The 24,146-nt window shown below is 41.5% G+C and carries 23 protein-coding genes; 7 read left to right on the forward strand and 16 right to left on the reverse strand.

Annotation, left to right across the window (positions count from 1 at the left end; genetic code table 11):
• The first annotated feature begins 73 nt into the window (after positions 1-73).
• From TW85_RS23515 to TW85_RS23540, 6 genes are read left to right on the forward strand one after another with little or no spacing between them, the layout of a single operon-like run.
• A complete protein-coding gene (locus tag TW85_RS23515) occupies positions 74-1,402 on the forward strand; it encodes an FAD-dependent oxidoreductase (protein ID WP_046019603.1) in 1,329 nt (442 codons plus the stop codon).
• Between the two features lie 56 nt (positions 1,403-1,458).
• On the forward strand, positions 1,459-3,012 hold the full coding sequence (locus tag TW85_RS23520) for a BCCT family transporter (protein WP_052702396.1): 1,554 nt from the start codon (positions 1,459-1,461) through the stop codon (positions 3,010-3,012).
• Position 3,013: 1 nt separating this feature from the next.
• Positions 3,014-4,138 carry an enolase C-terminal domain-like protein gene (locus tag TW85_RS23525; RefSeq protein ID WP_046019604.1) on the forward strand — a complete coding sequence of 375 codons (1,125 nt, stop codon included), beginning with the start codon at positions 3,014-3,016 and terminating at the stop codon, positions 4,136-4,138.
• A 9-nt stretch (positions 4,139-4,147) separates the two neighbouring features.
• A complete protein-coding gene (locus TW85_RS23530) occupies positions 4,148-5,287 on the forward strand; it encodes a mandelate racemase/muconate lactonizing enzyme family protein (RefSeq protein ID WP_046019605.1) in 1,140 nt (379 codons plus the stop codon).
• A complete protein-coding gene (locus TW85_RS23535; protein WP_046019606.1) occupies positions 5,272-5,931 on the forward strand; it encodes a GntR family transcriptional regulator in 660 nt (219 codons plus the stop codon). Before TW85_RS23530 ends, TW85_RS23535 begins: the two co-directional genes overlap by 16 nt.
• Positions 5,932-5,987: 56 nt before the next feature.
• A complete protein-coding gene (locus TW85_RS23540; RefSeq protein ID WP_046019607.1) occupies positions 5,988-6,452 on the forward strand; it encodes a YiiD C-terminal domain-containing protein in 465 nt (154 codons plus the stop codon).
• Between the two features lie 181 nt (positions 6,453-6,633).
• Here TW85_RS23540 and avs4 read toward each other — a convergent pair whose 3' ends face one another.
• From avs4 to TW85_RS23555, 3 genes are all read right to left on the reverse strand, one after another.
• Positions 6,634-11,361: an AVAST type 4 anti-phage nuclease Avs4 gene (gene avs4 / locus TW85_RS23545; RefSeq protein WP_046019608.1), complete on the reverse strand. Its 4,728-nt coding sequence runs from the start codon at positions 11,359-11,361 to the stop codon at positions 6,634-6,636.
• Positions 11,362-11,653: 292 nt separating this feature from the next.
• The gene (gene ssb / locus TW85_RS23550) at positions 11,654-12,430 is read right to left on the reverse strand and encodes a single-stranded DNA-binding protein (protein WP_046019609.1); all 777 of its coding nucleotides are present in this window, start codon (positions 12,428-12,430) and stop codon (positions 11,654-11,656) included.
• A gap of 120 nt (positions 12,431-12,550) precedes the next feature.
• Positions 12,551-13,909, reverse strand: coding sequence for an MFS transporter (locus TW85_RS23555; protein WP_046019610.1), 1,359 nt, complete (start codon positions 13,907-13,909; stop codon positions 12,551-12,553).
• A 225-nt stretch (positions 13,910-14,134) separates the two neighbouring features.
• Here TW85_RS23555 and uvrA point away from each other — a divergent pair, with 225 nt between their 5' ends.
• Complete coding sequence (gene uvrA / locus TW85_RS23560) at positions 14,135-16,963, forward strand: excinuclease ABC subunit UvrA (RefSeq protein ID WP_046019611.1); 2,829 nt, start codon at positions 14,135-14,137, stop codon at positions 16,961-16,963.
• Positions 16,964-17,119: 156 nt separating this feature from the next.
• Here the strand turns inward: uvrA and rplQ are convergent, their stop codons facing one another.
• The 13 genes from rplQ to rpsH all read right to left on the reverse strand — a co-directional run bounded on the left by rplQ (position 17,120) and on the right by rpsH (position 24,061).
• On the reverse strand, positions 17,120-17,509 hold the full coding sequence (gene rplQ / locus TW85_RS23565) for a 50S ribosomal protein L17 (protein WP_009836287.1): 390 nt from the start codon (positions 17,507-17,509) through the stop codon (positions 17,120-17,122).
• Positions 17,510-17,551: 42 nt separating this feature from the next.
• Positions 17,552-18,556 (reverse strand): DNA-directed RNA polymerase subunit alpha, encoded by a 1,005-nt coding sequence (rpoA, locus tag TW85_RS23570; protein WP_009836288.1) that lies wholly within the window; start codon positions 18,554-18,556, stop codon positions 17,552-17,554.
• Positions 18,557-18,590: 34 nt separating this feature from the next.
• Complete coding sequence (gene rpsD / locus TW85_RS23575) at positions 18,591-19,211, reverse strand: 30S ribosomal protein S4 (RefSeq protein ID WP_009836289.1); 621 nt, start codon at positions 19,209-19,211, stop codon at positions 18,591-18,593.
• 16 nt (positions 19,212-19,227) lie between these two features.
• Positions 19,228-19,620, reverse strand: coding sequence for a 30S ribosomal protein S11 (rpsK, locus tag TW85_RS23580; RefSeq protein ID WP_009836290.1), 393 nt, complete (start codon positions 19,618-19,620; stop codon positions 19,228-19,230).
• A 63-nt stretch (positions 19,621-19,683) separates the two neighbouring features.
• Positions 19,684-20,040: a 30S ribosomal protein S13 gene (rpsM, locus tag TW85_RS23585; RefSeq protein ID WP_009836291.1), complete on the reverse strand. Its 357-nt coding sequence runs from the start codon at positions 20,038-20,040 to the stop codon at positions 19,684-19,686.
• Positions 20,041-20,162: 122 nt separating this feature from the next.
• Positions 20,163-20,276, reverse strand: coding sequence for a 50S ribosomal protein L36 (gene rpmJ / locus TW85_RS26075; protein WP_055462823.1), 114 nt, complete (start codon positions 20,274-20,276; stop codon positions 20,163-20,165).
• Between the two features lie 19 nt (positions 20,277-20,295).
• Positions 20,296-21,627, reverse strand: coding sequence for a preprotein translocase subunit SecY (gene secY, locus TW85_RS23590; RefSeq protein WP_046019612.1), 1,332 nt, complete (start codon positions 21,625-21,627; stop codon positions 20,296-20,298).
• On the reverse strand, positions 21,628-22,062 hold the full coding sequence (gene rplO / locus TW85_RS23595; RefSeq protein WP_046019613.1) for a 50S ribosomal protein L15: 435 nt from the start codon (positions 22,060-22,062) through the stop codon (positions 21,628-21,630). It lies immediately after the preceding gene.
• 1 nt (position 22,063) lies between these two features.
• On the reverse strand, positions 22,064-22,249 hold the full coding sequence (gene rpmD, locus TW85_RS23600; protein ID WP_046019614.1) for a 50S ribosomal protein L30: 186 nt from the start codon (positions 22,247-22,249) through the stop codon (positions 22,064-22,066).
• A gap of 6 nt (positions 22,250-22,255) precedes the next feature.
• The gene (gene rpsE, locus TW85_RS23605) at positions 22,256-22,756 is read right to left on the reverse strand and encodes a 30S ribosomal protein S5 (protein ID WP_046019615.1); all 501 of its coding nucleotides are present in this window, start codon (positions 22,754-22,756) and stop codon (positions 22,256-22,258) included.
• 10 nt (positions 22,757-22,766) lie between these two features.
• The gene (gene rplR / locus TW85_RS23610; protein ID WP_046019616.1) at positions 22,767-23,117 is read right to left on the reverse strand and encodes a 50S ribosomal protein L18; all 351 of its coding nucleotides are present in this window, start codon (positions 23,115-23,117) and stop codon (positions 22,767-22,769) included.
• A gap of 9 nt (positions 23,118-23,126) precedes the next feature.
• Complete coding sequence (rplF, locus tag TW85_RS23615; RefSeq protein ID WP_046019617.1) at positions 23,127-23,660, reverse strand: 50S ribosomal protein L6; 534 nt, start codon at positions 23,658-23,660, stop codon at positions 23,127-23,129.
• Between the two features lie 8 nt (positions 23,661-23,668).
• Positions 23,669-24,061, reverse strand: coding sequence for a 30S ribosomal protein S8 (gene rpsH, locus TW85_RS23620; RefSeq protein ID WP_036180589.1), 393 nt, complete (start codon positions 24,059-24,061; stop codon positions 23,669-23,671).
• Positions 24,062-24,146 lie beyond the last annotated feature (85 nt).

Consider the following 24,146-nt stretch of genomic DNA (forward strand, 5'->3'; position numbering starts at 1 on the left):
GTGCTTGACAGCAGCAAGAGTTAAAATATATTTTAAATATATTCTATAAATATAAACATATTTGGTGCTAACTATGAGCTATTGCCTCAACCTCCCTGCTGACTATAAAACCGACTTACCTTGCTTTGGTGACTATGACGTTATTGTCACTGGCGCAGGCCCTGCTGGTATCGCAGCAGCAGTCACCGCTGCCGAACTGGATCTCAAAGTGCTTATCATAGAGCGCTTAGGCTTTTGTGGTGGTGCAGCTGTCGCAGGCTTATCAGGTACAGTCTGTGGTTTATATAAGTCTGTTGAGAACCCAAGTGAGGTACAAGCAGAACAACTTGTATTTGGTTTCGCAGGGCGTTTTTGTGATGCCTTGCATGCAGCAGGTGGCTTAACTGAGCCTCAAATATACGGAAAAACCTGGGTTGCTACTCATGATTGTGCTAAATACAAAAAAGTCGCTACTGACATGCTTCGCCAACCAAACATTTCTGTCCTTTATCACACTCAAGTTGTTGATGTAATTTCTGAAAAAGACACAGTTACCGGCCTAGTACTTCATACAAAATCTGGCTTTACCTCTGTATCAGCGAAACGCTTTATCGATGCCAGTGGTGATGCAGACTTGGTATTCAAGTTGGGGCAAAAAACTCGTAAGGGTCAAAACGGCATCATTCAAAACCCAACAATGATGTTTAAAGTCGGTAATGTGGATATGGAGACTTACCTAAACTATTGGGGTGAGAACACTATTTCCCCCCCAAAAGTCGTTAGCATGCTTGAAGCAGAAGATGACCTACTGCGTAAAAAAGTTTGGCTATTCCCTACAGTAAACCCAGGTGAGCTTCTCGTTAATGCCACGAAAATCACAGGTTTTGACAAACGTGCTTTGGATGTTACTGACCCTGTCGATCATACAGAAGCCGAGCAATTCTCAATTTATCAAGCTGAGGCTTTTTTCAATTTTATGAAGGCAAATTTGCCTGGCTGTGAAAATAGCTACTTTATTGATTACGCCACCGAAGTGGGTGTTCGACAAACTCGCTCCATCGATGGTGTTAAAACTTTAACCAATCATGATGTTGTCTCAGGCGCAAAATTCTCAGATGCCATGGTGAAAAGCGCTTGGCCGATTGAATTGCATTATGGCGACAAACCAAGAACTGAATGGCTAGTGGATGACTACTATGAAGTTCCCTTTCATACCTTAGTGCCTAAAGAAGGCAAAAACCTCATTGTTGCGGGCCGCTGTTTAAGCAGTGAACACGAAGCACTAGCAAGCTGTCGTGTCACAGCCCAATGCTTTGAATATGGAAAAGCAGCAGCCCTCGCTGCACATATATCGATTATGGAAGCGCTTGATTTTCAAGCGATCGACGGTAACCGAATCGCCCAACTGATGCAGCAAGCTTAACGCTTTCCAAGCCAGTCAGGGTAACCACTAAATAATAACAATATGTTGGAAAAATTATGAGCGTGTCTTCTCAAAACCTCGGGGCATCAAACACCCAAACTCAAACTGCGAGCGTTGAAACCGATCGCAGAATGCAGGTCATTAGTTTAATGATCATTGTTGCTATGGCATTACCTATTATTCTCTTCCCAGAGTCTGCTAAAACAACCATCAATGCGCTTTTTAAATGGATGACAAACAGCTTTGATTTTGCTTTTCTCGGCATAGGCCTTGGTGCACTTATTTTCTTATTGGCATTGGCTTTTTCTCGCCATGGCAATATCAAGCTAAGTGCAGATAAAAATGCAGAAGCGGAGTTCTCGAAAGGTGCATGGGGAGCCATGGTTTTTCTAGCTGGTATTGCGTCGGGTCTTTTACTTTGGGGCGGCACTGAGTGGGGCTACCATTATGCTTGGACTCCTTTTGGTATCGAAGCTAAAACCACTGAAATGTACACAGTGGCGCAAGGCTACGGCATATTCCATTGGGGCCCGACTGCATGGGCACTTTACTGTGTGCCGACAATTGCTATCTCATATATTTATTATGTGCGTCAAAAACACATCTATAAGGTGAGTGAATCATGCCGTGGTGCATTAGGTGACCTTGTCGACGGACCTCTTGGTACCATTATCAATTACACCTTCATCTTTGGGGTATTAGGTGCAGCAGCCACCTCTCTTGGCCTAGGCACCCCTATGATAAGCAATGCTTTAGCAGAAGTCTTAGGAGTAGCCGGCGGCACTTATATGGACATCTCTGTCATTCTTATTTGTACTGCAATTTTCTCTGTAAGTAGCGGTCTTGGTCTTTCTCAAGGTATTAAACGCCTAAGTACTTTCTCAACGTTATTAACGCTTGCCATTGTTGCTTATGTATTTGTCGTAGGGCCAACAAAATTCATCCTAGGTTTAGGCATGGATTCTTTAGGCTATATGGCTGAAAACTATATCAAGATGAGCACTTGGACTGACAGTGTCGAGAAGAGTGGTTTCCCTCAAGCTTGGACTGTTTTCTATTGGGCTTGGTGGGTAGCGTACGCACCATTCATGGGTATGTTTGTGACGCGTATTTCTCGTGGTCGTACTATCCGTGAAGTTATCTTTGGTATGCTGGTTTATGGCTCTTCTGGTTGTGCCCTTTTCTACATAGTTCTAGGCGGATACGGTATTAATCTACAAATGGAAGGCATACTTCCTATGTCTGAACTGGTCAATACAAAAGGGGTTGCGGTTGCCATTATTGAGCTATTCAAAACATTACCAGCAAGTGGCTTGGTACTGATTGCACTGGCGGCTTCAGGCATAGTATTACTTGCAACAACCTTTGACTCAGCCGCCTATGTTATGGCTTGTGCCACAACAAAAGAGCTAGGTGAAGGCCAAGAACCAGAACGTTCTAATCGACTATTCTGGTGTTTTGCTATCGCCGTATTACCACTGACTTTAATGTTCCTAGGTGGGCTAAAAAGTATGCAAACTGCATCAGTATTGGTTGGTTTACCTGTTATGGGAATCTTAGTACTTATGATGATCACCACCAGCAAATATATCAAAGAGGATAACGCCTAATATGTCTGCGCCTATTGTGAAAAAAATTGAGCTTTTCGCGATAGGCCCAAATGGAAAGAAGATCAGTTGGTCTTCTTTTCTAGGGCCTATGAGTGAAGCAATGATAGTAACTCGTCTTACTTTTGATAATGGTCTAGAAGGTATCGCAGGGCTGACCACTTATACAGAACATGAATTTGACCAAACGGCGTATCATAGCGCTTCTTTGATGGCACCTTTTATTCTAGGTCGTCATTTGGATGAGATACCTGAAATTCATCAAGATATGCAGGGGAAATATGTGCCACTTAAACATATATCCAGCTCCCTATTTGATATTGCGCTACATGATGCTAAAGCTAAATCTCTCGGCTTACCTATCTATAAGATGCTAGGAGCAGAACAAGAAAAAGTTCGTGCTTATGCGTCTAGCCCTGTATTCAGTACCATAGAGGCATACCTAGATTATTGCCACGAGATGCTAGCACAAGGCTTTAACGCCATTAAAATTCATCCCCCTTGTGTTTATCAAACCGATAGAGAGCTAGTTGAAGCGCTACAAGCTGAGTTTGGCAGTAAAAATATTGGTTGGAGCCTTGATGTTGACGCCAATTACAGCCTAGAAGAAGCCATTAAAATGGGACAACTACTTGATGAATACGAGTGGGAATTCTTCGAAGAACCCCTGCCTGATTCAGACTTCACTGGCTATCAGGTATTGGTTTCACGTCTTAATTTAGATGTTATCAGCGGTGGTAATAGCCTCCCTCACCCTTCACTTATTGAGTATGGTTTGAAAGAAGGTTGCTGGGATAGAAGCCGTTTTGATGTTACAAGCATTGGCGGTTTTACTAATGCCAATAAAGTGATGCAATTTACCAAGGGGCTAAACCGAATAGCGGAAGTGCAGTCATGGGGTTATACCCTAACTCAAGCAGCTAACCTTCATATTATGCTAGCCCACAATAACTGCCATTATTTTGAACAAGCTGCCCCTTATGAGAAATATGAGTTTGGTGCTAAACAAGTATTTAGACCTGATACAGATGGTTATATCCAAGCCCCAACTGAAGCAGGGTTAGGAGTAGAGTTAGATTGGGAGCAGATCGAGCCTTTCATCTATCAAAGCAAAGAGTTCAATCTTTAGGTTAAGTTCATGCTAAATCGTATCGAGAAAATTGACGTTTATTGCTTACAAGACCCTCAAGCGGACTTTGTTCGTTTTGAGGGTAGCTACCAAAATGTTGTGGTTGTTGTTACAGCAGACAATGGCATGTATGGCATAGGTGAAAGCGACTCACCTCCGCAAATGATTAAAGCTCTCATTGAAGCGCCAAGCTATAACCATCTATCTCAAGGTCTTGCCGCTTTGTTAATAGGCGAAGCCCTAGATGACCCGAAACGTCTTTGGCAAAAAATGTATCAAGGTAGTTATTGGCATGGACGTAATGGCGCTGCTATTCACGCTATTAGTGCGCTTGATATTGCTATTTGGGACCTATTTTCACGCCTCAATAAAGCCCCATTACATCATTACTTTGGTGAACGTAAGCATAAAAGATTACCTGCCTATGCCACCATTTATCCTTTAGCGGATACCGAAGACGGCATCAAAGCTCAAATCATGCCCTTGTTAGAAAAAGGTATGAAGCGAATTAAAATTTGTGTTGAGCCTTGGTGGAGCGACTTTGATAAAACGCGATCCAACCTTAATTATCTGAGACACCTAGTTGGTCGAGATATAGAATTAATGCTAGATGTGGCACTAGAATTCAATTCGTTAGCACAATTAAAACCCTTCCTTAGTACCTTAGAGGCATTAGATTTTAAATGGATAGAAGCGCCATTTAACTTAGAAAACCTTGAAGATCACATTGCCTTAAAACAGCTAACTCATATTCCGATAGGTGTTGGTGACCTTGGCATGACAACCTGCAAAGAGTTTCTACCCTATTTAGAAAAACAGGCATTTGATATCGCTCAACCGGATATCACCCTATTCGGAGGAGTCAGCGAAGTCATCAAGCTAAGGGGTTTAATGAATAAACAAAACAAACGTATCGTGCCTCATGCCTATAACACAGACATCACAATTGCAGTAAACAGCCACTTTTTATCAACCCAGAACAAACAAGAGCCTCTTGAATATTCCACCAGCCCATCTCTGTTGCGCCAACACCTAATCAAAAATCCTTATAGCATTGATCAGGATGGCATGGTTACAATAGATAAAGAACAAGATGGCCTTGGCATTAAGCTAAACTGGGATATTATTCAATCATGCACAACCCGTTAGAGAAAAGAACGAAAGCAGAAGTTGCAGCAGAGAAGTTAGAAGAAGCAATTGTCGATTGCCTCATTGAACCGGGCTCTGTTATGACAGAAACCGAAATCAGTGAGTTTCTCAACTTAGGTCGTACACCGGTACGTGAAGCCTTGATGAAGCTGGCCAATGAAAACCTAGTCCGCTTATCCCGTGCTGGCGTTGTCATTCCTGAGCTTAATCCTATAACTATGCTCAAACTGCTGGAGCCAAGATCTCTAATTGAAAATCTATGTATTGATAAAGCCATTGATAGAATGAACGAAGCTGACAAGAGGGAAGTGGAAAAGGTCATCATGACTCTCACCCAGCTCGATGCTGAAGACAGAAATGGTTTTATGGATGTCTTACGCCAAATGCACCATATCTTGGCTCAATCTTCTAAAAATGAGTTTATTCTTGCCTCGATCAAAACCACCCAAGCGCTCTCACGACGCTTTTGGTGCTACTACGCCACAGCGAAGGACCAAGCCTACTGTACAGACCTTTATATCAGACAGATGAACGCCCTACTTCTCTCGGATAAAGACACTGCCTTGAATGCATCGGCAGAATTAATTAGCTACCTGCAGGACTTTACTAAAGCTCAGTTAGAAGCCTTCAAGTCCACTAATTAATTGATAGAACTTAGCCTACAGACTCAATTTCACCAAGATAATTCACGGAGACGAATATGACCCAGCAGCAAACCGCCGACGAGTTTCTTATTTGGCTAAAAGGACAAATCCCGCTGATTAATCATATGGGCTTTGGTGATCTTGTTTATGATGGTCAGTCACTGCAAATGCCAGCGGCATTAACACCTAATGTGAATGATAAAGGTACGGGCTTTGGTGGTTCTCTTTCTACGGTTGCAACCTTATGTGGTTGGGCACTGGCTACTCTCTACCTACGTGAACAAGGTCGAGATTGTGATGTTATGATCCGAGATAGCCAGATCAACTATCTCGCCCCTATCACAGATGATTTTTATGCCGAGACTTGCCTGCCGGATGAAACAGACTTAACCACATTTATGTCTTTCCTCGACAACAAAGGCCGTGGTCGTCTCAATCTAGAAATCGAAGTCAAACAAGGTGATCAGGTCGCCATGACTTTCAAAGGTGCTTATGTAGCTGTGGAGAGAAAGCCAAATTAGCATGGTTTGATATCTGCCTTATTTAAAACACTTTGCTAACAACACTCTCTTACCTTGTTTACTTCTTAAATATTTCAAACACAAAAAAGCCCCGTTAATTTAGCGAGGCTTTTTAATTCAATTAAAGCGAAGCGCTCTAGTACATAAAAAACAAAGAAATATCATTTAATCATTAAGTTAGTTATACAATACTTTCTCTCATTAAATATCCAGATACTTCCCCTTGTTCAATTAAATAATCCAGAATAACCAATGTATTTGACATTAGTTCAGGAGAGCTGCGTACTTTACTTCTTTCTCTATACATAAACTTTCTCATGTATGCATTCAAATAATATAAAGTATTATCATCTACATCTGATTTCGATGACTTATTTTTGATTTTTATAATTTTAGCTAGCCAGGCAATCCCTTGAAGCGCATATCTACCACCAATACCATTTAATAACATTGCAAACGAATACAATGTTGATGGATCATTTGAAAGTTTATCGGCCATTTCATTAAAGAAACGGGCATCTTTTTCTCTAAACGAGTTCCAGTTTTTTGCATCTTGCTTCCACCAAGGTAGTGCAAACAAATAATTCTTTACTACTTTTTCAAAACGATAGTTTAAGCGATCAGATTGAGCTAATTGAATAATCTTAGGTTTAAATAAACCCCAGATCATCCAAAAATTTTCACATGAAGCCTGACCATCTTGGCTTGAAATTATTTCCTCTAACAAATCTGCTGCCCCTTCAGATACATTAAAGTTATCTACAAACGGATTTAGAATCTCCGGAATATCAGAAGGTTGTGCTGACAATATATAGATAGCAAACTTTTTGAGAAAATCGTGTCTACTTTGATAATCATTGGAGTAACTTCTATCATCTCCCAGAATAGTATTCACTGATGTATTTACTAACCATTTAAAAGAATCAAGTGCCCACTTTCTAGTGTCATTAGGTAGTAAATAAATAGCCACCGATTTAGTATGTAAGTCAAGTTTGGAATAGTCAGAATTACTAAGCTTCGCAATATTGTTTGCTTCAACAAAGTTTAAAATTTCTTTATTTTCTTCAAATAGCCTTTGCCATATTCCAGAAATGTCAGGGTGTGCAAACTTTTCCAGCTCAAAACACTCTTTTCTTATAGTGCCTATAAGTGCAATGTAACGAGGAAATAAAGTTAAATACCCCCAAAAAATGGCTTGAACATCTTCATCAAACTTATTCCATAATTGTACTATTGCCATAACAGAAAAAGCACTAAACCTTTGAGTCCCAATCACCGCTATAGTGTCAGTTCTCATTAGCCCTGCAATGAGTATCAATTTGTAAATAGGTATATTTTCAGGGGCGATCTCGAATAGATCAGAGATTAAAATAAAGCACCCATCCATCCCATCGCTTATTTGATATCGATAGTTATAATCGAAAAGCTGCTTCAGTTGGTCCTCGACTATACTTAGACAAAAATTCAGATCATCTTCACCCAATTCAGAGTGATGATACTTAATCAAGGCTGCTGAGGCATATATATGTGTTGCACGGTTAAAATGTATAAAGTTTTCCGAAGGTGGGTTTTCTTCGTCAGATAATATTACAACAAGATCTTTTAAGTCAGATAATGCATTTATTGGGTTTAATTCATATTGCTCGTATTGTTTAAAGTCTTCGCTTTTGTCAAGTTTGCTTCTTGACCAATTGATTAGTGGGAAAAACTTGAAATCCTGCTGCTGTTTTTCCTGATGCCTTTCAGACATATCTTTTAGATCAGGAGCTAACTCAGGATTAAAGTTAATAGCAACTTTATCTTCAGCCCTCTCTGTAGTTATTTCCATTTTTCGCCTATCCATCCTAGCTAAACTCATACGCCACAATTTTGAGTTTTCTGAATCTTTCTCTTCTTCTAATTCGTCATAATACCTATCAAGCAACGCCCATATCGCTTTTTGTCTACGTTGAACTTCAGTCTCTTCAACTACACCTTTCTTACCAAATAATTGATAATAAAAACACAGGTTTTCAAGCGAATTTGTCCTATGCTCAGCATCACATGCTTTAACTCTTTCGTTGTGAAACATTTTCCCATGCTGCATACCGCCAGTCATATTCTCTAGCATCTTTAATTGGCCTTTATGCTGGCTATCAAATACTAATCTTGCAGTATCACAATGAATAAATTCTTTAACTTCAAATAAAATTTTTGCGACATTAAATAGCTGCTCTTTTTTTGCAAGAACAATGCTAGATACAACACCACATATTGCTGAGGAGTTAGTATTCTTCAGCATATATTTGAGCCAAGCTTCTAGATCATCTCCCCCAAAATGCTCCGCATTTTCTAAAAAAAACTTTTCTAATGCCATCAATATTGATTTGATAAGATTAGGTGTATTCCCTGCACCACGATATGCCCCCCAGAACTGTTGATCTAAAAAAACTTTAGTCGTCTTATCGCCTATGGTTAATTCATGCTTGTCAAACTTATCCTCACCGCAGTGATTAACTAAATTTAAAGTCACTTTATTTATAAATTTCAAGATAAAATCTACTGTTGCTTTTAGACTACAACGAAGCAACGTAAAAATTGGCGTTTGGAGTGCACTATCAGGGTGGTAGTTAAAATCGTAATCGTCTACAACCCCAAATATATGCTCTGCCTCTTTATGCGATCTCGAAAAGGGATCTAATTGATGTTCTTTGAGCCAGCAAGCATTTGCAAGTTGCAATGTTTTATCAGGGAGAGCTTGTGCTATATGCAGACCATTTAGCTCATTTAATATTACTTTTGAAAGGTGTTCATACGGAGTTTTGGACTTTTCTCTTGAAGTACATACTTCATCAATTACTAGAGCAAGTTCTGTTTTAATTTCACTTGATCCATAAGCAATTGTTTTAATTACCGAGTCAATAAATTTGCCTCTTCCAATATAGGAACCTTCAGATTCAAGCCATTTGTAATATTCAAGGCATAACAAACTAGCCTTACGGGTAGCTTCTCCTTGTTTTACTGAACCATTCCATTCGCTTAATACAGGAATAAAAGTTTTTAAATTTTCTAAACCGATAATTTCTTTTTTATCGAAAATAAAGTTTATAAAGGCAGACCAGCCTGCACCTTTAGGCATAGTAAAATATGCGATATCGCTTTGCTTGAGGCCTAAAAGGTCAAACATTGAATTATCAACTTCTTTACAAGCAATACGCAGAATAAAATTAATGCGATGCAGTAACTCTAAACTATTTTGCAAAAGCTCGGATTCAAAATTATCAAAAAAAGTTGACGAATAGTCTGACAACAAAATCGCCGTGATGATCTCATCCTTCCAGATTGGCTGAATTGCATTATCATCTATTGCATTTTCTATAAAAGTTTTTATTTCTTTTTCATTTATAAATAGTTGCTCTGATATCCATAAGCGAAAGCTTCTTCTGATAGCAAGGGAGTGCCCTAATGAGGAAAAAAATTCTGTAGCAGACACTCTGTTTTCAAATAAAATGCCTATAAACTTTTCTAAAGCCCATTCTTCATATATATCGTGGCTAATAAAGTATTTAGTATCTTTTTTGCCTAGAACTTCATCACTTAATAACGCATCAGCTGCATCTATATCGATACTATCTACAGGCAAATAAAATTTGCCTGAATTGGCCCTGTGTAAAGCAAGCTCATTAAAAATCTTCTCTCTTCTGGTCTCTCCAGACTTAATTTTCTTATTCCATAAATATTTTTTAAACCCCGTATAATCCAATGATTGTTTTGTATCACCATCATAAAATTTGAGAAATGCACTTAGGTAAAAAGGCAATTTCAGCAAGCCACGTAACCTTGGGTCACTTGGGATTTTAAATGAGTGCTCAGTAGCAAGTATGTCTAGCTCACCTTCTGTTAACTCAGACACATAAAGCTTATTAGGTACTACGCCAAGAACATCTAGACAAAGATGATTGAGATCATCAAAATAATTGTCTCTCGTTGTGAAAATTATTCTCCATCCGAATTCAACAGCTAGGTCAATAAACTCTTTGATAGGTTCCTGATTATTTAAATCCATCAATTTTTCTGCTGAATCAATAACTAATACTTTTTTTCCACTATCGCCAAAAAAACTCAAGAAATCATTTATAGACTGGCCTCTAGTTAGGTCATCTAATCGCTCGACTTCAAATTCATTAGCCTTGAACGCAAAAATAGGTTGTGTATTACTTGAGGCTTGATAGAAATTTTTGACCTCAACAGTCTTACCTACTCCACCTTTACCACACACTATTGAGACTTTGGCAGATGACTCTTTTAACGAAGCCAAAACACTCTTTCTTTCAATAGATATCTCGTTTCCTTTGAAAAGGATGCTCTGTTTAATACTTTTTAATATAGATTGTGTATGACGTTCCTGGATACATATAAGATCAAGTAAAGAGTTATCACTGATAAAAAAATATTTACTTAGCCCTGCACAGTCCTGACATACAAAAGGAGATTCGAAATAGCTAGCTGCTCGCCACTCTAGAGTTATTCCTAATTGAATCGCTTTAGCTTCTATTTCCTGTTGGGCAACGGATTTTTTGGATTTTCTAGTTGGGTTATTTTTCCGAGGAAAAGCTTGCCCCCACTCTTGATTTGTATACAAAAGCAACTTTGTAAGTTTTGGGTAGTCACGTTTGGCTTTTTCTATGGTTTCAATTAACTCTGCTTTATTACTTGATAAAGTTGTCTCGTAAAACTTAGACTGAAAACCTAAACAATAACCGTCAAAAGTAACAGGATTAGTTTCTATGGCAGACTGATTTTTATACCTAAAGACACCGTATGGTTGGTTAGTTTCTTTACAAAACAATAAATAGCAAAACCATTCGAAATGGAACTGAGGGTTTTCCGAAAATTTAGCTTTGAATATGTCCCAGTTTGGTTTAATCATGCAATTACACTCCCTTGTATTCTATCTATGCCGTAGCATTCTATTCTTAATTCTCAAGCTAACTTTTTTATATCAAAGACTATTCGAAGATAATTAATACCTTTTCTTAAATTACTTTAATGCTAAGAAAATATACCCGTACTAAATGTTGATTTTGATAGGTCAATTTTTTTTAAAATTAACGCTTTAATTACACTTCACTCTTACAAAAAAGCCCCGCTAATTTAGCGAGGCTTCTTCAAATCTGAATTCAGATAACACATTCCTTAGAACGGTTTTCTAGAAAGACTCTCTAGAAAGGGATGTCATCATCAAAATCATCAAAGCTTGGAGCCGCTGGCTTAGGTGCTGGTGCCGCTGGGCGTTGTTGAGCCTGTTGTTGTGGCGCACGCTGTTGAGGCGCAGCTTGCTGTTGATTTTGCTGTGGAGCAGCTTGTTGTGGTTGCTGGCCCCAGCTACCAAAAGATTGCGGCTGAGCTTGTTGCTGCTGCGGCGCTTGCTGTTGGAAACCATTATTTTGAGGCTGTTGGTTTTGCTGCGGTGCTTGTTGTTGCGGTGCACGCTGCTGGAAACCATTATTTTGTTGAGGCGCTTGTTGCTGAGGTGCTTGCTGGAAGCCACCTTGGTTCCCCATATTGTTCATTGCTGGCGCTTGTTGTTGCTGTCCGCCAAAACCACCGTTTTGTGCATTGTTGTCAAAACCACCTTGGCCAGCTTGATCGCCACGACCATCTAGCAATTGCATTTCGTTAGCAATGATTTCTGTGGTGTAACGTTTAATGCCGTCTTTTTCCCACTCACGTGTACGAAGAGAACCTTCAACATACACTTTAGAACCTTTCTTGATGTAGTCACCGGCAATTTGACCTAGGCGGAAGTTACCACGGTCCATAAAAGAAACACGGTGCCACTCAGTACGCTCTTGCATTTGACCTGTTGTCTTGTCTCTCCAGCTTTCTGTTGTTGCTAGGCTGACATTTGCAACCGCGCCACCAGAAGGCATATAACGTACTTCTGCATCATTGCCCGCATTACCGATCAAGATGACTTTATTTATTCCACGTGCCATGACGTTCTCCAAGTTTTCCTATTCGTTTAGCGTTTTATGCACTTGCTGTTTGCAGCAAATGGACGCCAAATTCGTTTTTTCTAAATTCGTTTTAGGCCAAGGCCAAATATGTGCCCTAGTTTACACTGAAACAGTGGGTGCTAGCTGCAGTAATTTATCTTTATCTAAGAGTTTTTTATCCACCTTGAGATAAGCCGTTTTTTCGTCGCTAAAGATTTGCATGTCTTCTACTCCATCCACATCAGATAAGTCATTGGCGAGTTTATCTATTTGGGAAGAATCTAAGTGCTGCAAACTAAATGCAAGGCTGGTTAGGTGACGTGTTGGTGCTTGTCTCGTTGCAAGGAAGGTCCAAATAAACATAATCACGGCCACGGTCACAAAGAGTGTTTGGCTAGAATAATTTTGTAGTATCCAACCACCGCCAATACCGCCAACAAAAGCACCTAAGAATTGGTGAGTTGAGAAAATGCCCATGGCTGTACCACGAAAGCCCACAGGAGATACTTTACTAACCAAAGATGGCAAGGTGGCTTCTAAGGTATTAAAACCAACAAAATACAGCCAAAGGGTAATGGCGAACAAGCTAACAGAAGAGCTAAAGCCCATCAATAAGGTACCAAACGCCAACATTAGAATGGCATAGCTAACCACTTGCTTCATTTTACCTTTCGCTTCAGCCACTATCACCATAGGTAACATGCCAACAAAGGCAAGCCCCATTACTACCAGATACAACCAGCTGTGATTTGCCAGCGCTAAATCAAACTTAGTTAGCAGCAAGCTAGGAATACTTACAAATAACGCAGTTAAGCTGGCATGTAGTATAAAGATACTCATATTCATAAAGCGCAGTGGCTTATTAGCAAAGACTTGCGTTAGAGCGTGTAAGGAAGGCGTGGTATCTCGTTTAAAGGTGTGTTGCTTCACATTAGGAACAGCGAACAAGATTAGCCCCATGCCGATCACAGAGAAAGCCAAAGACAAATAGAATAAACCTGCTAGCCCTATCATGGAAAATAGCCAAGGCCCCATTACCAGTGACAGCATAAAAGACACGCCAATACTGATGCCCACAGTCGCCATAGCCTTGGTACGATTTTGTTCTCGGGTGACATCACTTAGCAAAGCCATCAAGGTACTCGCTATCGCACCAGCGCCTTGAATTGCTCGACCAACAATCAAGCTTGTCATGCTATCGGCATTAGCACAGATTAAGCTACCTAAAGCAAAAATTGTCAGGCCAATCAAAATAATAGGTTTGCGCCCTATTTTGTCTGACATCATCCCCATAGGAATTTGTAACAAAGCTTGGGTTAGTCCATACACCCCAATCGCGGCACCTATTAGTGCAGCATTAGCGCCAGTTAAGTCGTCCGCAGCAATGCTGATAATAGGCATAATAAGAAATAAGCCCAGCATTCTAAACAGGTATACGCTGGCCAAAGCCAGGACAGATCGACGCTCAAGTGCATCCATAAATAGGGAGACCAAACAAAATTAATGACAAAGGTTGGCAATTTTACAAAAAATACCGTTGAAGCTCCATTTGAACTACTGTAAAAATAGACAGTAATTTAAGATGAGTAGTAGATTAGTTGATAATATTCACTCTTTTACGACCTGTGTGATGCGCAAGTACTGTTTTTAGCCTCACCCATCTCTCTAACATTCGCACTTTTGAGCATAATAGGCACAAGATTAATGGATACCATTACTATACGTGGGGCACGTACTCATAATCTAAAAAACATAGATTTAGATATTCCTCGCGACAAACTCGTTGTGATTACCGGCTTATCTGGTTCAGGTAAATCATCACTGGCATTTGATACATTATATGCTGAAGGACAGCGTCGCTATGTAGAGTCTTTATCAACTTATGCAAGGCAGTTTCTCTCCATGATGGAGAAACCCGATATTGATCATATTGAAGGTTTATCCCCAGCGATTTCTATTGAGCAAAAGTCTACTTCCCACAACCCTCGCTCGACAGTGGGAACCATTACTGAGATCTATGACTATCTTCGCCTACTATTTGCTCGTGCAGGCCAACCACGCTGTCCAGAGCATGGTGAACCACTAGAAGCTCAGACTATCTCACAAATGGTAGATAAGGTTATCTCCTTACCTGAAGACAGTAAAATGATGCTACTCGCCCCTATCGTAAAAGATAGAAAAGGTGAGCACTTACATACTATCAGTGATCTATTATCAAAAGGCTTTATTCGTGCACGTATCGATGGCCTTGTAGTAGATCTAGATGACGCTCCTGCGTTAGAAAAGAATAAAAAGCATACAATTGAAGTCGTCATAGACAGATTCAAGGTTCGCCCAGACTTACAACTACGTTTAGCTGAATCTTTTGAGACTTGCCTAGCATTATCAGATGGCATTGCGATGGCAGTGAACATGGATGATGAAAAAGATGTGCATATCTTTTCCAGCAAATTTGCTTGTCCAGTTTGTGGATATAGTTTGACAGAGCTTGAGCCAAGACTCTTCTCCTTCAACAACCCAAATGGTGCTTGTGGTACTTGTGATGGCCTAGGCACGCATCAATTATTTGATCCTGAACTTATCATTGTTGATGACACTCTTACTCTGGCGGAAGGCGCTATTCGCGGTTGGGGACGTAGAAGTATCTTTTATTTCCAACAATTAAACGCCTTAGCAGATCATTATGGTTTTGATATCGAACTGCCTTATAAAGATATTCCAGATAAATTCAAAAAACGCATTCTGGAAGGTTCAGGTAAAGAAGAGCTGTCATTCACTTACATTAATGACAGAGGCGACAAAATAAGTCGCTCGCATCCATTTGAAGGTGTCCTACCTAACCTAAAACGTCGTTATCACGAGACAGAATCAGATAGCGTACGCCAAGATCTAACTCAGTATATTAGCGTGCAACCTTGTCCTGACTGCAAAGGTTCTCGTCTAAATAAAGCGGCACGTAATGTCTTTATAGAAGAGCAAACCCTGCCAGAAATCACAGTCATGCCTGTGGCAGCTTGTTTAGAGTATTTTGAGAACCTGCAACTCGCTGGTGCGAAAGGTGAAATTGCTAGCAAAATACTAAAAGAAATTCGCGATAGATTAACCTTCTTGGTTAATGTTGGTTTGGATTATCTCACCCTTGATCGTAAAGCGGATTCCCTTTCAGGTGGTGAAGCACAAAGAATACGCTTAGCAAGCCAAATAGGCGCTGGCCTTGTTGGTGTCATGTATATCTTAGACGAGCCTTCTATCGGCTTGCATCAAAGAGACAATGAAAGACTCATTGCTACCCTAACTCGCTTAAGAGATTTAGGGAATACAGTAATAGTGGTAGAACATGATGAAGATGCTATTCGTGTTGCTGACTTTGTGGTTGATATCGGCCCAGGTGCAGGTGTTCATGGCGGTCAAGTTATCGCTCATGGTACGCCGCAGGACATAATGAATAATAAGAATTCGATTACAGGTAAGTACCTAAATGGCACTTTAGGTATAGACCTACCTGCAACACGTATTCCTGCTAAAAATAACGAGTACTTGGAACTTTCTGATGCTACTGGTAACAATTTGAGAAATGTTAATCTCAAAATACCAGCAGGAGTAATGACCTGTGTAACAGGGGTGTCTGGTTCAGGTAAATCAACTCTTATTAACAGCACCTTATATCCATTAGCTGCAACAGCACTTAATGGTGCAACGACTCTTAAAGCCTCTCCTCATGGAGAAGTGAAAGGTTTAGACCTATTTGATAAGTGTGTAGACATAGACCAAAGCCCAATTGGTAGAACACCAAGGTCAAACCCTGCAACCTACACTGGCATCTTTACACCAATGCGAGAGCTATTCTCGGCGACACAAGAGGCAAGATCTCGTGGTTATAAGCCAGGTCGCTTTAGTTTCAACGTAAAAGGTGGCCGTTGTGAAGCCTGCCAAGGTGACGGTGTAATTAAGGTAGAGATGCACTTCTTACCTGATGTGTATGTGCCTTGCGATGTCTGTAAAGGTAAACGTTATAATCGTGAAACCTTAGAGATTAAATATAAGGATAAGAACATACATGAATGTTTAGAAATGACTGTAGAGGATGCGAGAGGCTTCTTTGACGCTATCCCATCTATTGCTCGTAAACTTCAGACACTAATAGATGTTGGACTTGGCTATATTCGCCTAGGACAAGCAGCAACCACACTTTCTGGTGGCGAAGCGCAAAGGGTTAAGCTTTCTAAAGAACTTTCTAAACGAGATACAGGCAAAACCTTGTACATCTTAGATGAGCCAACAACAGGTTTACATTTTGAAGATATCAAACAGTTATTAAAAGTTCTGCATAGGTTGCGAGACCATGGTAATACCATAGTCGTGATCGAACATAACTTAGATGTGATTAAAACAGCTGACTGGATTGTTGATCTCGGCCCAGAAGGTGGTAGTGGTGGTGGTTATATCATTGCCGAAGGCACACCAGAAACAGTTGCTATGGAAACAAAGTCCCATACCGCTAGATTCTTAAAACCCTTGTTAAAGATGGACTAAAAAATAGAAGTAACTAAAAGACCTCCTCCGGGAGGTTTTTTTATGCCTTTAAAACTCATAGATAATGAAGTTAAAGCCATAAGGTAAGTCTTAAACAAAATTTAGAGCAAAAAAAACCGGACTATAAAGTCCGGTTTTTCATGTTACATACTCGGCTTATTCAGCTGAGTCTGCCGCTTCGTCAGCAACTGGTCTGTCGACCAATTCAACGTAAGCCATTGGTGCATTGTCACCAGCGCGGAAACCACATTTTAGAATGCGGATGTATCCACCTGGACGAGCTTGGTAACGAGGACCAAGTTCGCCAAACAATTTACCTACAGCAGCTTTGTCACGTGTACGTGCAAAGGCTAAACGGCGGTTCGCAACGGAGTCAACTTTAGCCATTGTGATCAATGGTTCAGCAACTCGACGAAGTTCTTTGGCTTTCGGCAACGTAGTTTTAATAACTTCGTGCTCAAATAAAGAAGCAGCCATATTTTTGAACATCGCTTTACGATGCGAGCTAGTACGGTTTAAGTGACGACCACTCTTACGATGACGCATTTTAAATTCCTTACCGAACTACGGTGGTCAGGGAACAATGACCTAGCGAGCTAGTACCTTGCTGTCGTCTTTCAAACTAGCCGGTGGCCAATTTTCCAAACGCATTCCCAAAGACAAACCACGCTGTGCTAAAACATCTTTAATTTCAGTCAACGACTTCTTACCTAGGTTAGGCGTCTTAAGAAGCTCAACCTCAGTACGTTGAATCAAATCACCGATGTAATAAATGTTCTCTGCTTTCAAACAGTTAGCACTGCGAACGGTCAACTCAAGATCATCAACCGGGCGTAGTAATATTGGATCAATCTCATCTTCTTCTTCTTCAACAACTTGCTCGCTTTCGCTCTCAAGAGCAACAAACACAGCGATCTGTTGTTGTAAGATAGTAGCCGCGCGACGGATTGCTTCTTCTGGATCGATAGTACCGTTAGACTCGATGTCAATGACAAGCTTGTCTAGGTCAGTACGTTGCTCTACACGAGCATTATCGACGCTGTAAGAAACACGACGCACAGGGCTGAATGAGGCATCCAGTTGCAAGCGACCGATAGGACGAGTCTCATCATCACTTGCAATACGAGCATCAGCAGGCTCATAACCACAACCACGAGCGACTTTGATCTGCATATTTAGTTCTGCAGTATCATCTAAGTGCGCAATTACGTGATCAGGATTCGAGATCTCAGCATCTGCAACAAGCTGAATATCGCCAGCTGTTACAACACCAGGTCCCTTTTTACTTAAAGTAAGAGTTGCTTCATCTTGCCCGTGTAGAGCGATCGCAACTCCTTTAAGGTTAAGAAGAATTTCAATTACATCTTCTTTAACCCCTTCAATGGCGCTGTATTCATGCAATACACCGTCGATTTCTACTTCAACAATTGCACAACCAGGCATTGAAGATAAAAGAATACGGCGTAGCGCATTACCTAAAGTATGTCCAAAACCACGTTCAAGCGGTTGAAGAGTAACTTTAGAGCGTGTTTTACCTGCTTCTTGTACTTCAATGTTGCGTGGGGTTAACAATTCGCTCACTGAACGCTGCATAGATCCACCTATATCTAATCCTAATAGCCAGAACTTACTTAGAGTAAAGTTCGACGATTAGGTTCTCATTAATTTCAGCTGATAAATCGCTGCGCTCTGGAGCCGCTTTGAATACAGCTTCCAGTTTAGTCGCATCAGTTTCTACCCAATGTGTAGAAGTGCGATTTTTAGATAGCTCAATTGCATTTTGAATACGCAATTGCTTCTTAGCTTTTTCACGAACAGAAACAACATCACCAGCTTTAACTTGGTAAGATGCAATGTTTACTGTTGCGCCGTTAACTTGAATGCCTTTGTGAGCAACAAGCTGACGAGATTCCGCACGTGTCGCACCGAAACCAGCGCGATATACTACGTTATCCAAGCGAGACTCAAGAAGTTGCAGAAGGTTTTCACCAGTTGCACCTTTACCACGAGCCGCATCTTTGTAGTAGTTACGGAATTGCTTTTCTAGTACGCCGTAGATACGACGAACTTTTTGTTTCTCACGTAATTGTAAGCCGTAATCAGAAAGACGACCGCGACGTGCACCGTGCACACCAGGAACTGTCTCTGCTTTACATTTCGACTCAAGAGCGCGTGAACCGCTCTTCAATTGCAAGTCGGTACCTTCACGACGAGACAACTTACAAGTTGGACCTATATAACGAGCCATGTATCTGTCTCCTCAGTTAAACGCGACGTTTTTTCGGTGGACGGCAACCATTGTGTGGAATTGGCGTCACATCCGTAATGTTATTGATACGCAGACCTAATGCATTTAATGCACGAACTGCGGACTCACGACCAGGACCAGGGCCCTTGATCATAACGTCAACGTTCTTAAGACCGAACTCTTGAGCAACAGCACCTGCGCGTTCAGCAGCAACCTGTGCAGCGAACGGAGTACTCTTACGTGAACCGCGAAAACCAGAACCACCGGCAGTCGCCCAAGACAAAGCATTGCCTTGACGATCGGTGATAGTCACGATTGTATTGTTAAAAGACGCATGTACATGAGCAACACCGTCGACAACCGTCTTTTTGACTTTTTTCTTGGTATTGCGCGTAGCTGGCTTAGCCATATTGCACTTTCCTATTTAATGCTCAGCTCTAATTACCTGTAACTAGAGCGAAACGCGTTAAGATTACTTACGAATTGGCTTACGAGGGCCTTTTCGTGTACGAGCGTTCGTTTTGGTACGTTGACCACGAACTGGTAAGCTGCGGCGATGACGAATTCCGCGGTGGCAACCCATATCCATCAAACGCTTGATAGACATGCTTAGCTCACGGCGAAGGTCACCTTCTACAGTATACTTAGCAACTTCGCCACGTAACTGGTCTAGCACTTCATCGCTTAGAGATCCGATTTTAGCAGACTCTGCGACACCTGTTGACGCGCAGATAGCGCGAGAACGTGTGCGACCAATTCCGAAGATGTAAGTCAGAGAAATGACCGCATGTTTATTGTCAGGAATATTGACACCGGCTATACGAGCCATTCAACTTTACTCCGTTGTTAGGATGATAATTCATCACTTGCTTTCATAAGGGCGGCTGATTATGCCTAACTCTAGGCGAAAAATCAACCACCTTCCCATCATCGAGCGAACCCGACTCTAAATTAACCTTGACGCTGTTTGTGACGAGGCTCAGAGCAGATCACTCGAACTGAACCGTTACGACGAACGATTTTACAGTTACGACAGATTTTCTTTACAGATGCACGTACTTTCATGTTCAACTCCAACCTATGCTTAGCGCATTAGGCCATTTGGACCATAACCAGTCAGATTAGACTTTTTCATTAATGACTCATATTGATGACTCATCAGATGACTTTGTATTTGTGTCATGAAGTCCATAACCACAACTACTACGATCAGTAACGATGTACCGCCAAAGTAGAAAGGCACGTTCCAGAACACAACAAAGAACTGAGGCATCAGGGACACTAGCGTGATGTACAAAGCACCAAACAGTGTTAATCGAGTCATTACCCCATCAATATATCGAGCGGTATGATCGCCTGGACGAATACCCGGCAAAAACGCACCGGATTTCTTTAAATTATCTGCCACATCTTTAGGGTTGAACACCAATGCTGTGTAAAAGAAGCAAAAGAATACAATTGCTATAGCAAACAACAGCACATATAGAGGTTGCCCAGGTGCTAGAGCCAACGACATACCTTGAAGCCATTCCATACCTTCACCTTGACCAAACCATTGGCCAATCGAAGCAGGAAACAACAAGATACTTGAAGCGAAGATTGGTGGGATTACACCCGCCATATTCACCTTCAATGGTAGATGACTCTTTTGTGCAGCAAACACTTTTTTGCCTTGCTGACGTTTTGCATAGTTAACTGTAATGCGACGCTGTCCACGCTCGATGAAAACAACGAATGCGATGGTCGCAATAGCTAAAATGCCAATCAACAATAAGGCAAGGATATTTATATCGCCTTGACGAGCCGATTCGAATGACATACCAAGAGCAGAAGGTAGCCCAGCCACGATACCTGCAAAGATAAGAATGGAAATACCATTACCAATACCTTTTTCAGTAACTTGTTCACCCAACCACATAAGGAAGACAGTACCAGCAACAAGAGTAATAACTGCAACAGCATAAAACTCTAAACCAGAACTGAATGATATTCCTTGACTGGCTAGGCCAACAGCCATACTGGCTGATTGGACTAACGCAAGAAGGACGGTGCCGTAACGGGTATACTGAGTAATCTTACGACGCCCAGCTTCACCTTCCTTCTTAAGCTGCTCTAGCTGCGGGCTAACTACCGTTAACAACTGCATAATAATAGAAGCAGAAATATAGGGCAGAATACCAAGAGCAAAGATACTCATTCGTTCCAATGCCCCACCTGAGAATACGTTAAATAGACTCAGGATTGTGCCTTCATTTTGATCAAATAGTGCTGACAAACGATCTGGGTTAATACCCGGAACCGGTATATGAGCACCTATTCTGTATACAATAATTGCTAAGAATACGAAACGAATACGCGACCAAAGTTCGCCTAAACCGTTTTGCATTCCAGCTGGTAGTGAACCACGCTTAGCCATCTATTCCTCGATTTTTCCGCCAGCTGCTTCGATAGCTGCACGAGCACCTTTAGTCACTTTAAGACCACGAACGGTAACAGCTTTGTCGATAGAACCAGACAAGATTACACGTGCAGTTTTAATTTGATGACCAATGATGTCAGCGCCTTTCAAAGAAGCTAAATCTACAACTTCAGCATTTACTGCTGCTAGTTCATTCAAACGAATTTCAGCAACAAATTTAGCTTGACGTGAAGTGAAGCCAAATTTCGGTAGACGTTTCTGTAAAGGCATTTGACCACCTTCGAAACCAGGACGTACTGAACCGCCAGAACGAGACTTAAGACCTTTATGGCCGCGTCCGCCTGTTTTGCCCAAGCCGCTACCCATACCACGTCCGCGACGTTTGGCAGTAGGCTTGCTACCTTCGGCAGGTCGAATAGTATTCAAGAACATTTTATTCTCCTACCACTTTAACCATGTAATAAACTTTATTGATCATGCCACGTACAGCTGGAGTATCTTCCAACTCGCGACGTTGACCAACTTTACGTAAACCCAAGCCATTAACGCTTGCACGATGTTTCGGAAGACGACCGATCGGGCTACGGGTTAGTTCTACTGTGATGGTATTTTTAGCCATTTCACATTACCCCAAAATTTGATCGACTGACTTGCCGCGTTTCGCTGCAATCTGTTCAGGAGAGTTCATATCTTGCAAACCTTTAATGGTTGCACGTACAACGTTTACTGGGTTTGTAGAGCCGTAGCACTTAGCCAATACGTTGTGTACACCAGCGATTTCAAGAACCGCACGCATCGCACCACCGGCAATTACACCAGTACCTTGAGATGCAGGTTGCATGTAAACTTTAGATGCGCCGTGAACAGCTTTAACAGGATACTGAAGAGTATCGCCGTTCAACTGAACAGTAACCATGTTACGACGAGCTTGCTCCATCGCTTTTTGGATAGCTTGAGGCACTTCACGCGCTTTACCGCGACCAAAGCCTACTTTACCATTTCCGTCACCAACCACTGTTAGCGCTGTGAAAGAGAAGATACGACCACCCTTTACAACTTTAGCTACACGGTTGACTTGTACTAGCTTCTCTTGGAGGTCGCTAGTTTGTTGATCATTAACTGCCATTTGCTACCCCTTAGAACTCTAGACCGGCTTCACGGGCTGCGTCAGCTAAAGCTTGTACGCGACCATGGTATTTGAAACCAGAGCGATCAAAAGCGACCGCAGTGACACCTGCTTCTTTTGCACGTTCAGCAATCAAAGCGCCGACTTTAGCAGCCGCATCTTTGTTACCAGTTGCAGAAGAACGAAGGCTTTCGTCCAAGGTAGATGCGCTAGCTAGCACTTGGCTACCAGAAGCCGAAATAACTTGAGCATACATGTGACGCGGTGTGCGGTGAACAGAAAGACGATTCGCACCCAACTCACGAATATGCAGACGTGCGCGTTGTGCGCGACGAATTCGAGATTGTTTTTTAGTGTTCATGATGTCTACCTATTTTTTCTTAGCTTCTTTACGACGAACATGCTCATCAGCGTAACGAACACCCTTACCTTTATAAGGCTCAGGAGGACGGAAACCGCGGATTTCTGCAGCCACTTGGCCAACAGCTTGCTTGTCGACGCCTGAGATTACAACTTCAGTCTGACCGTTAACAACAGCGCTGATACCTTCCGGTAGGTCGTATTCTACAGGGTGAGAGAAACCAAGAGTTAAGTTAAGTACTGTACCTTTAACGGCAGCACGGTAACCAACACCTTGAAGCAATAATTTCTTCTCGAAACCTTGGCTAACACCAACAACCATGTTGTTGACCAAAGAACGAGTAGTACCTGCTAAAGCACGGCTCTGTTTTGCACCATCACGAGGAGCAAAAGTAATAACCTTATCTTCAACAGTTAGTTCAACGCTTTGATGCGCATTCAACTCTAAAGAACCTTTACCACCTTTAACTACAAGGTTTTGGCCTTTAAGAGTTACATCTACACCAGCAGGAAGCGTCACGGGACTTTTAGCAACACGAGACATACTAACTCCTAGAATACTGTGCAGATTACTTCGCCACCGATGCCTGCAGCACGTGCAGCACGATCGGTCATCACACCTTTAGAGGTAGAGATGATAGCAACGCCAAGACCAGCTTCTACTTTAGGTAGATCAACTGATGACTTGTATTGACGAAGACTTGGGCGAGAAGCGCGTTTAATTTCTTCGATTACCGGCTTACCTTCGAAATACTTAAGTTCGATAGTAAGAGTCGGTTTTGTTTCTTCAGTTACAGCGAAATCGGTTACATAACCTTCTTCACGTAGAACAGAAGCAACAGATACCTTCATTTTTGATGAAGGCATGCTCACAGATGTCTTAGACGCCATCTGTGCATTACGAATACGTGTGAACATATCCGCAAGTGTATCTTGCATACTCATTGAAGAGCTCCTAATTAAAAACCATTGTGCAGCAAATAGAGCTCGCGCATAGTACACAGCAGCAGACAGAATGTCCAGAACTAAT

This window comes from Marinomonas sp. S3726 (assembly GCF_000967665.1).
Classification (GTDB): domain Bacteria; phylum Pseudomonadota; class Gammaproteobacteria; order Pseudomonadales; family Marinomonadaceae; genus Marinomonas.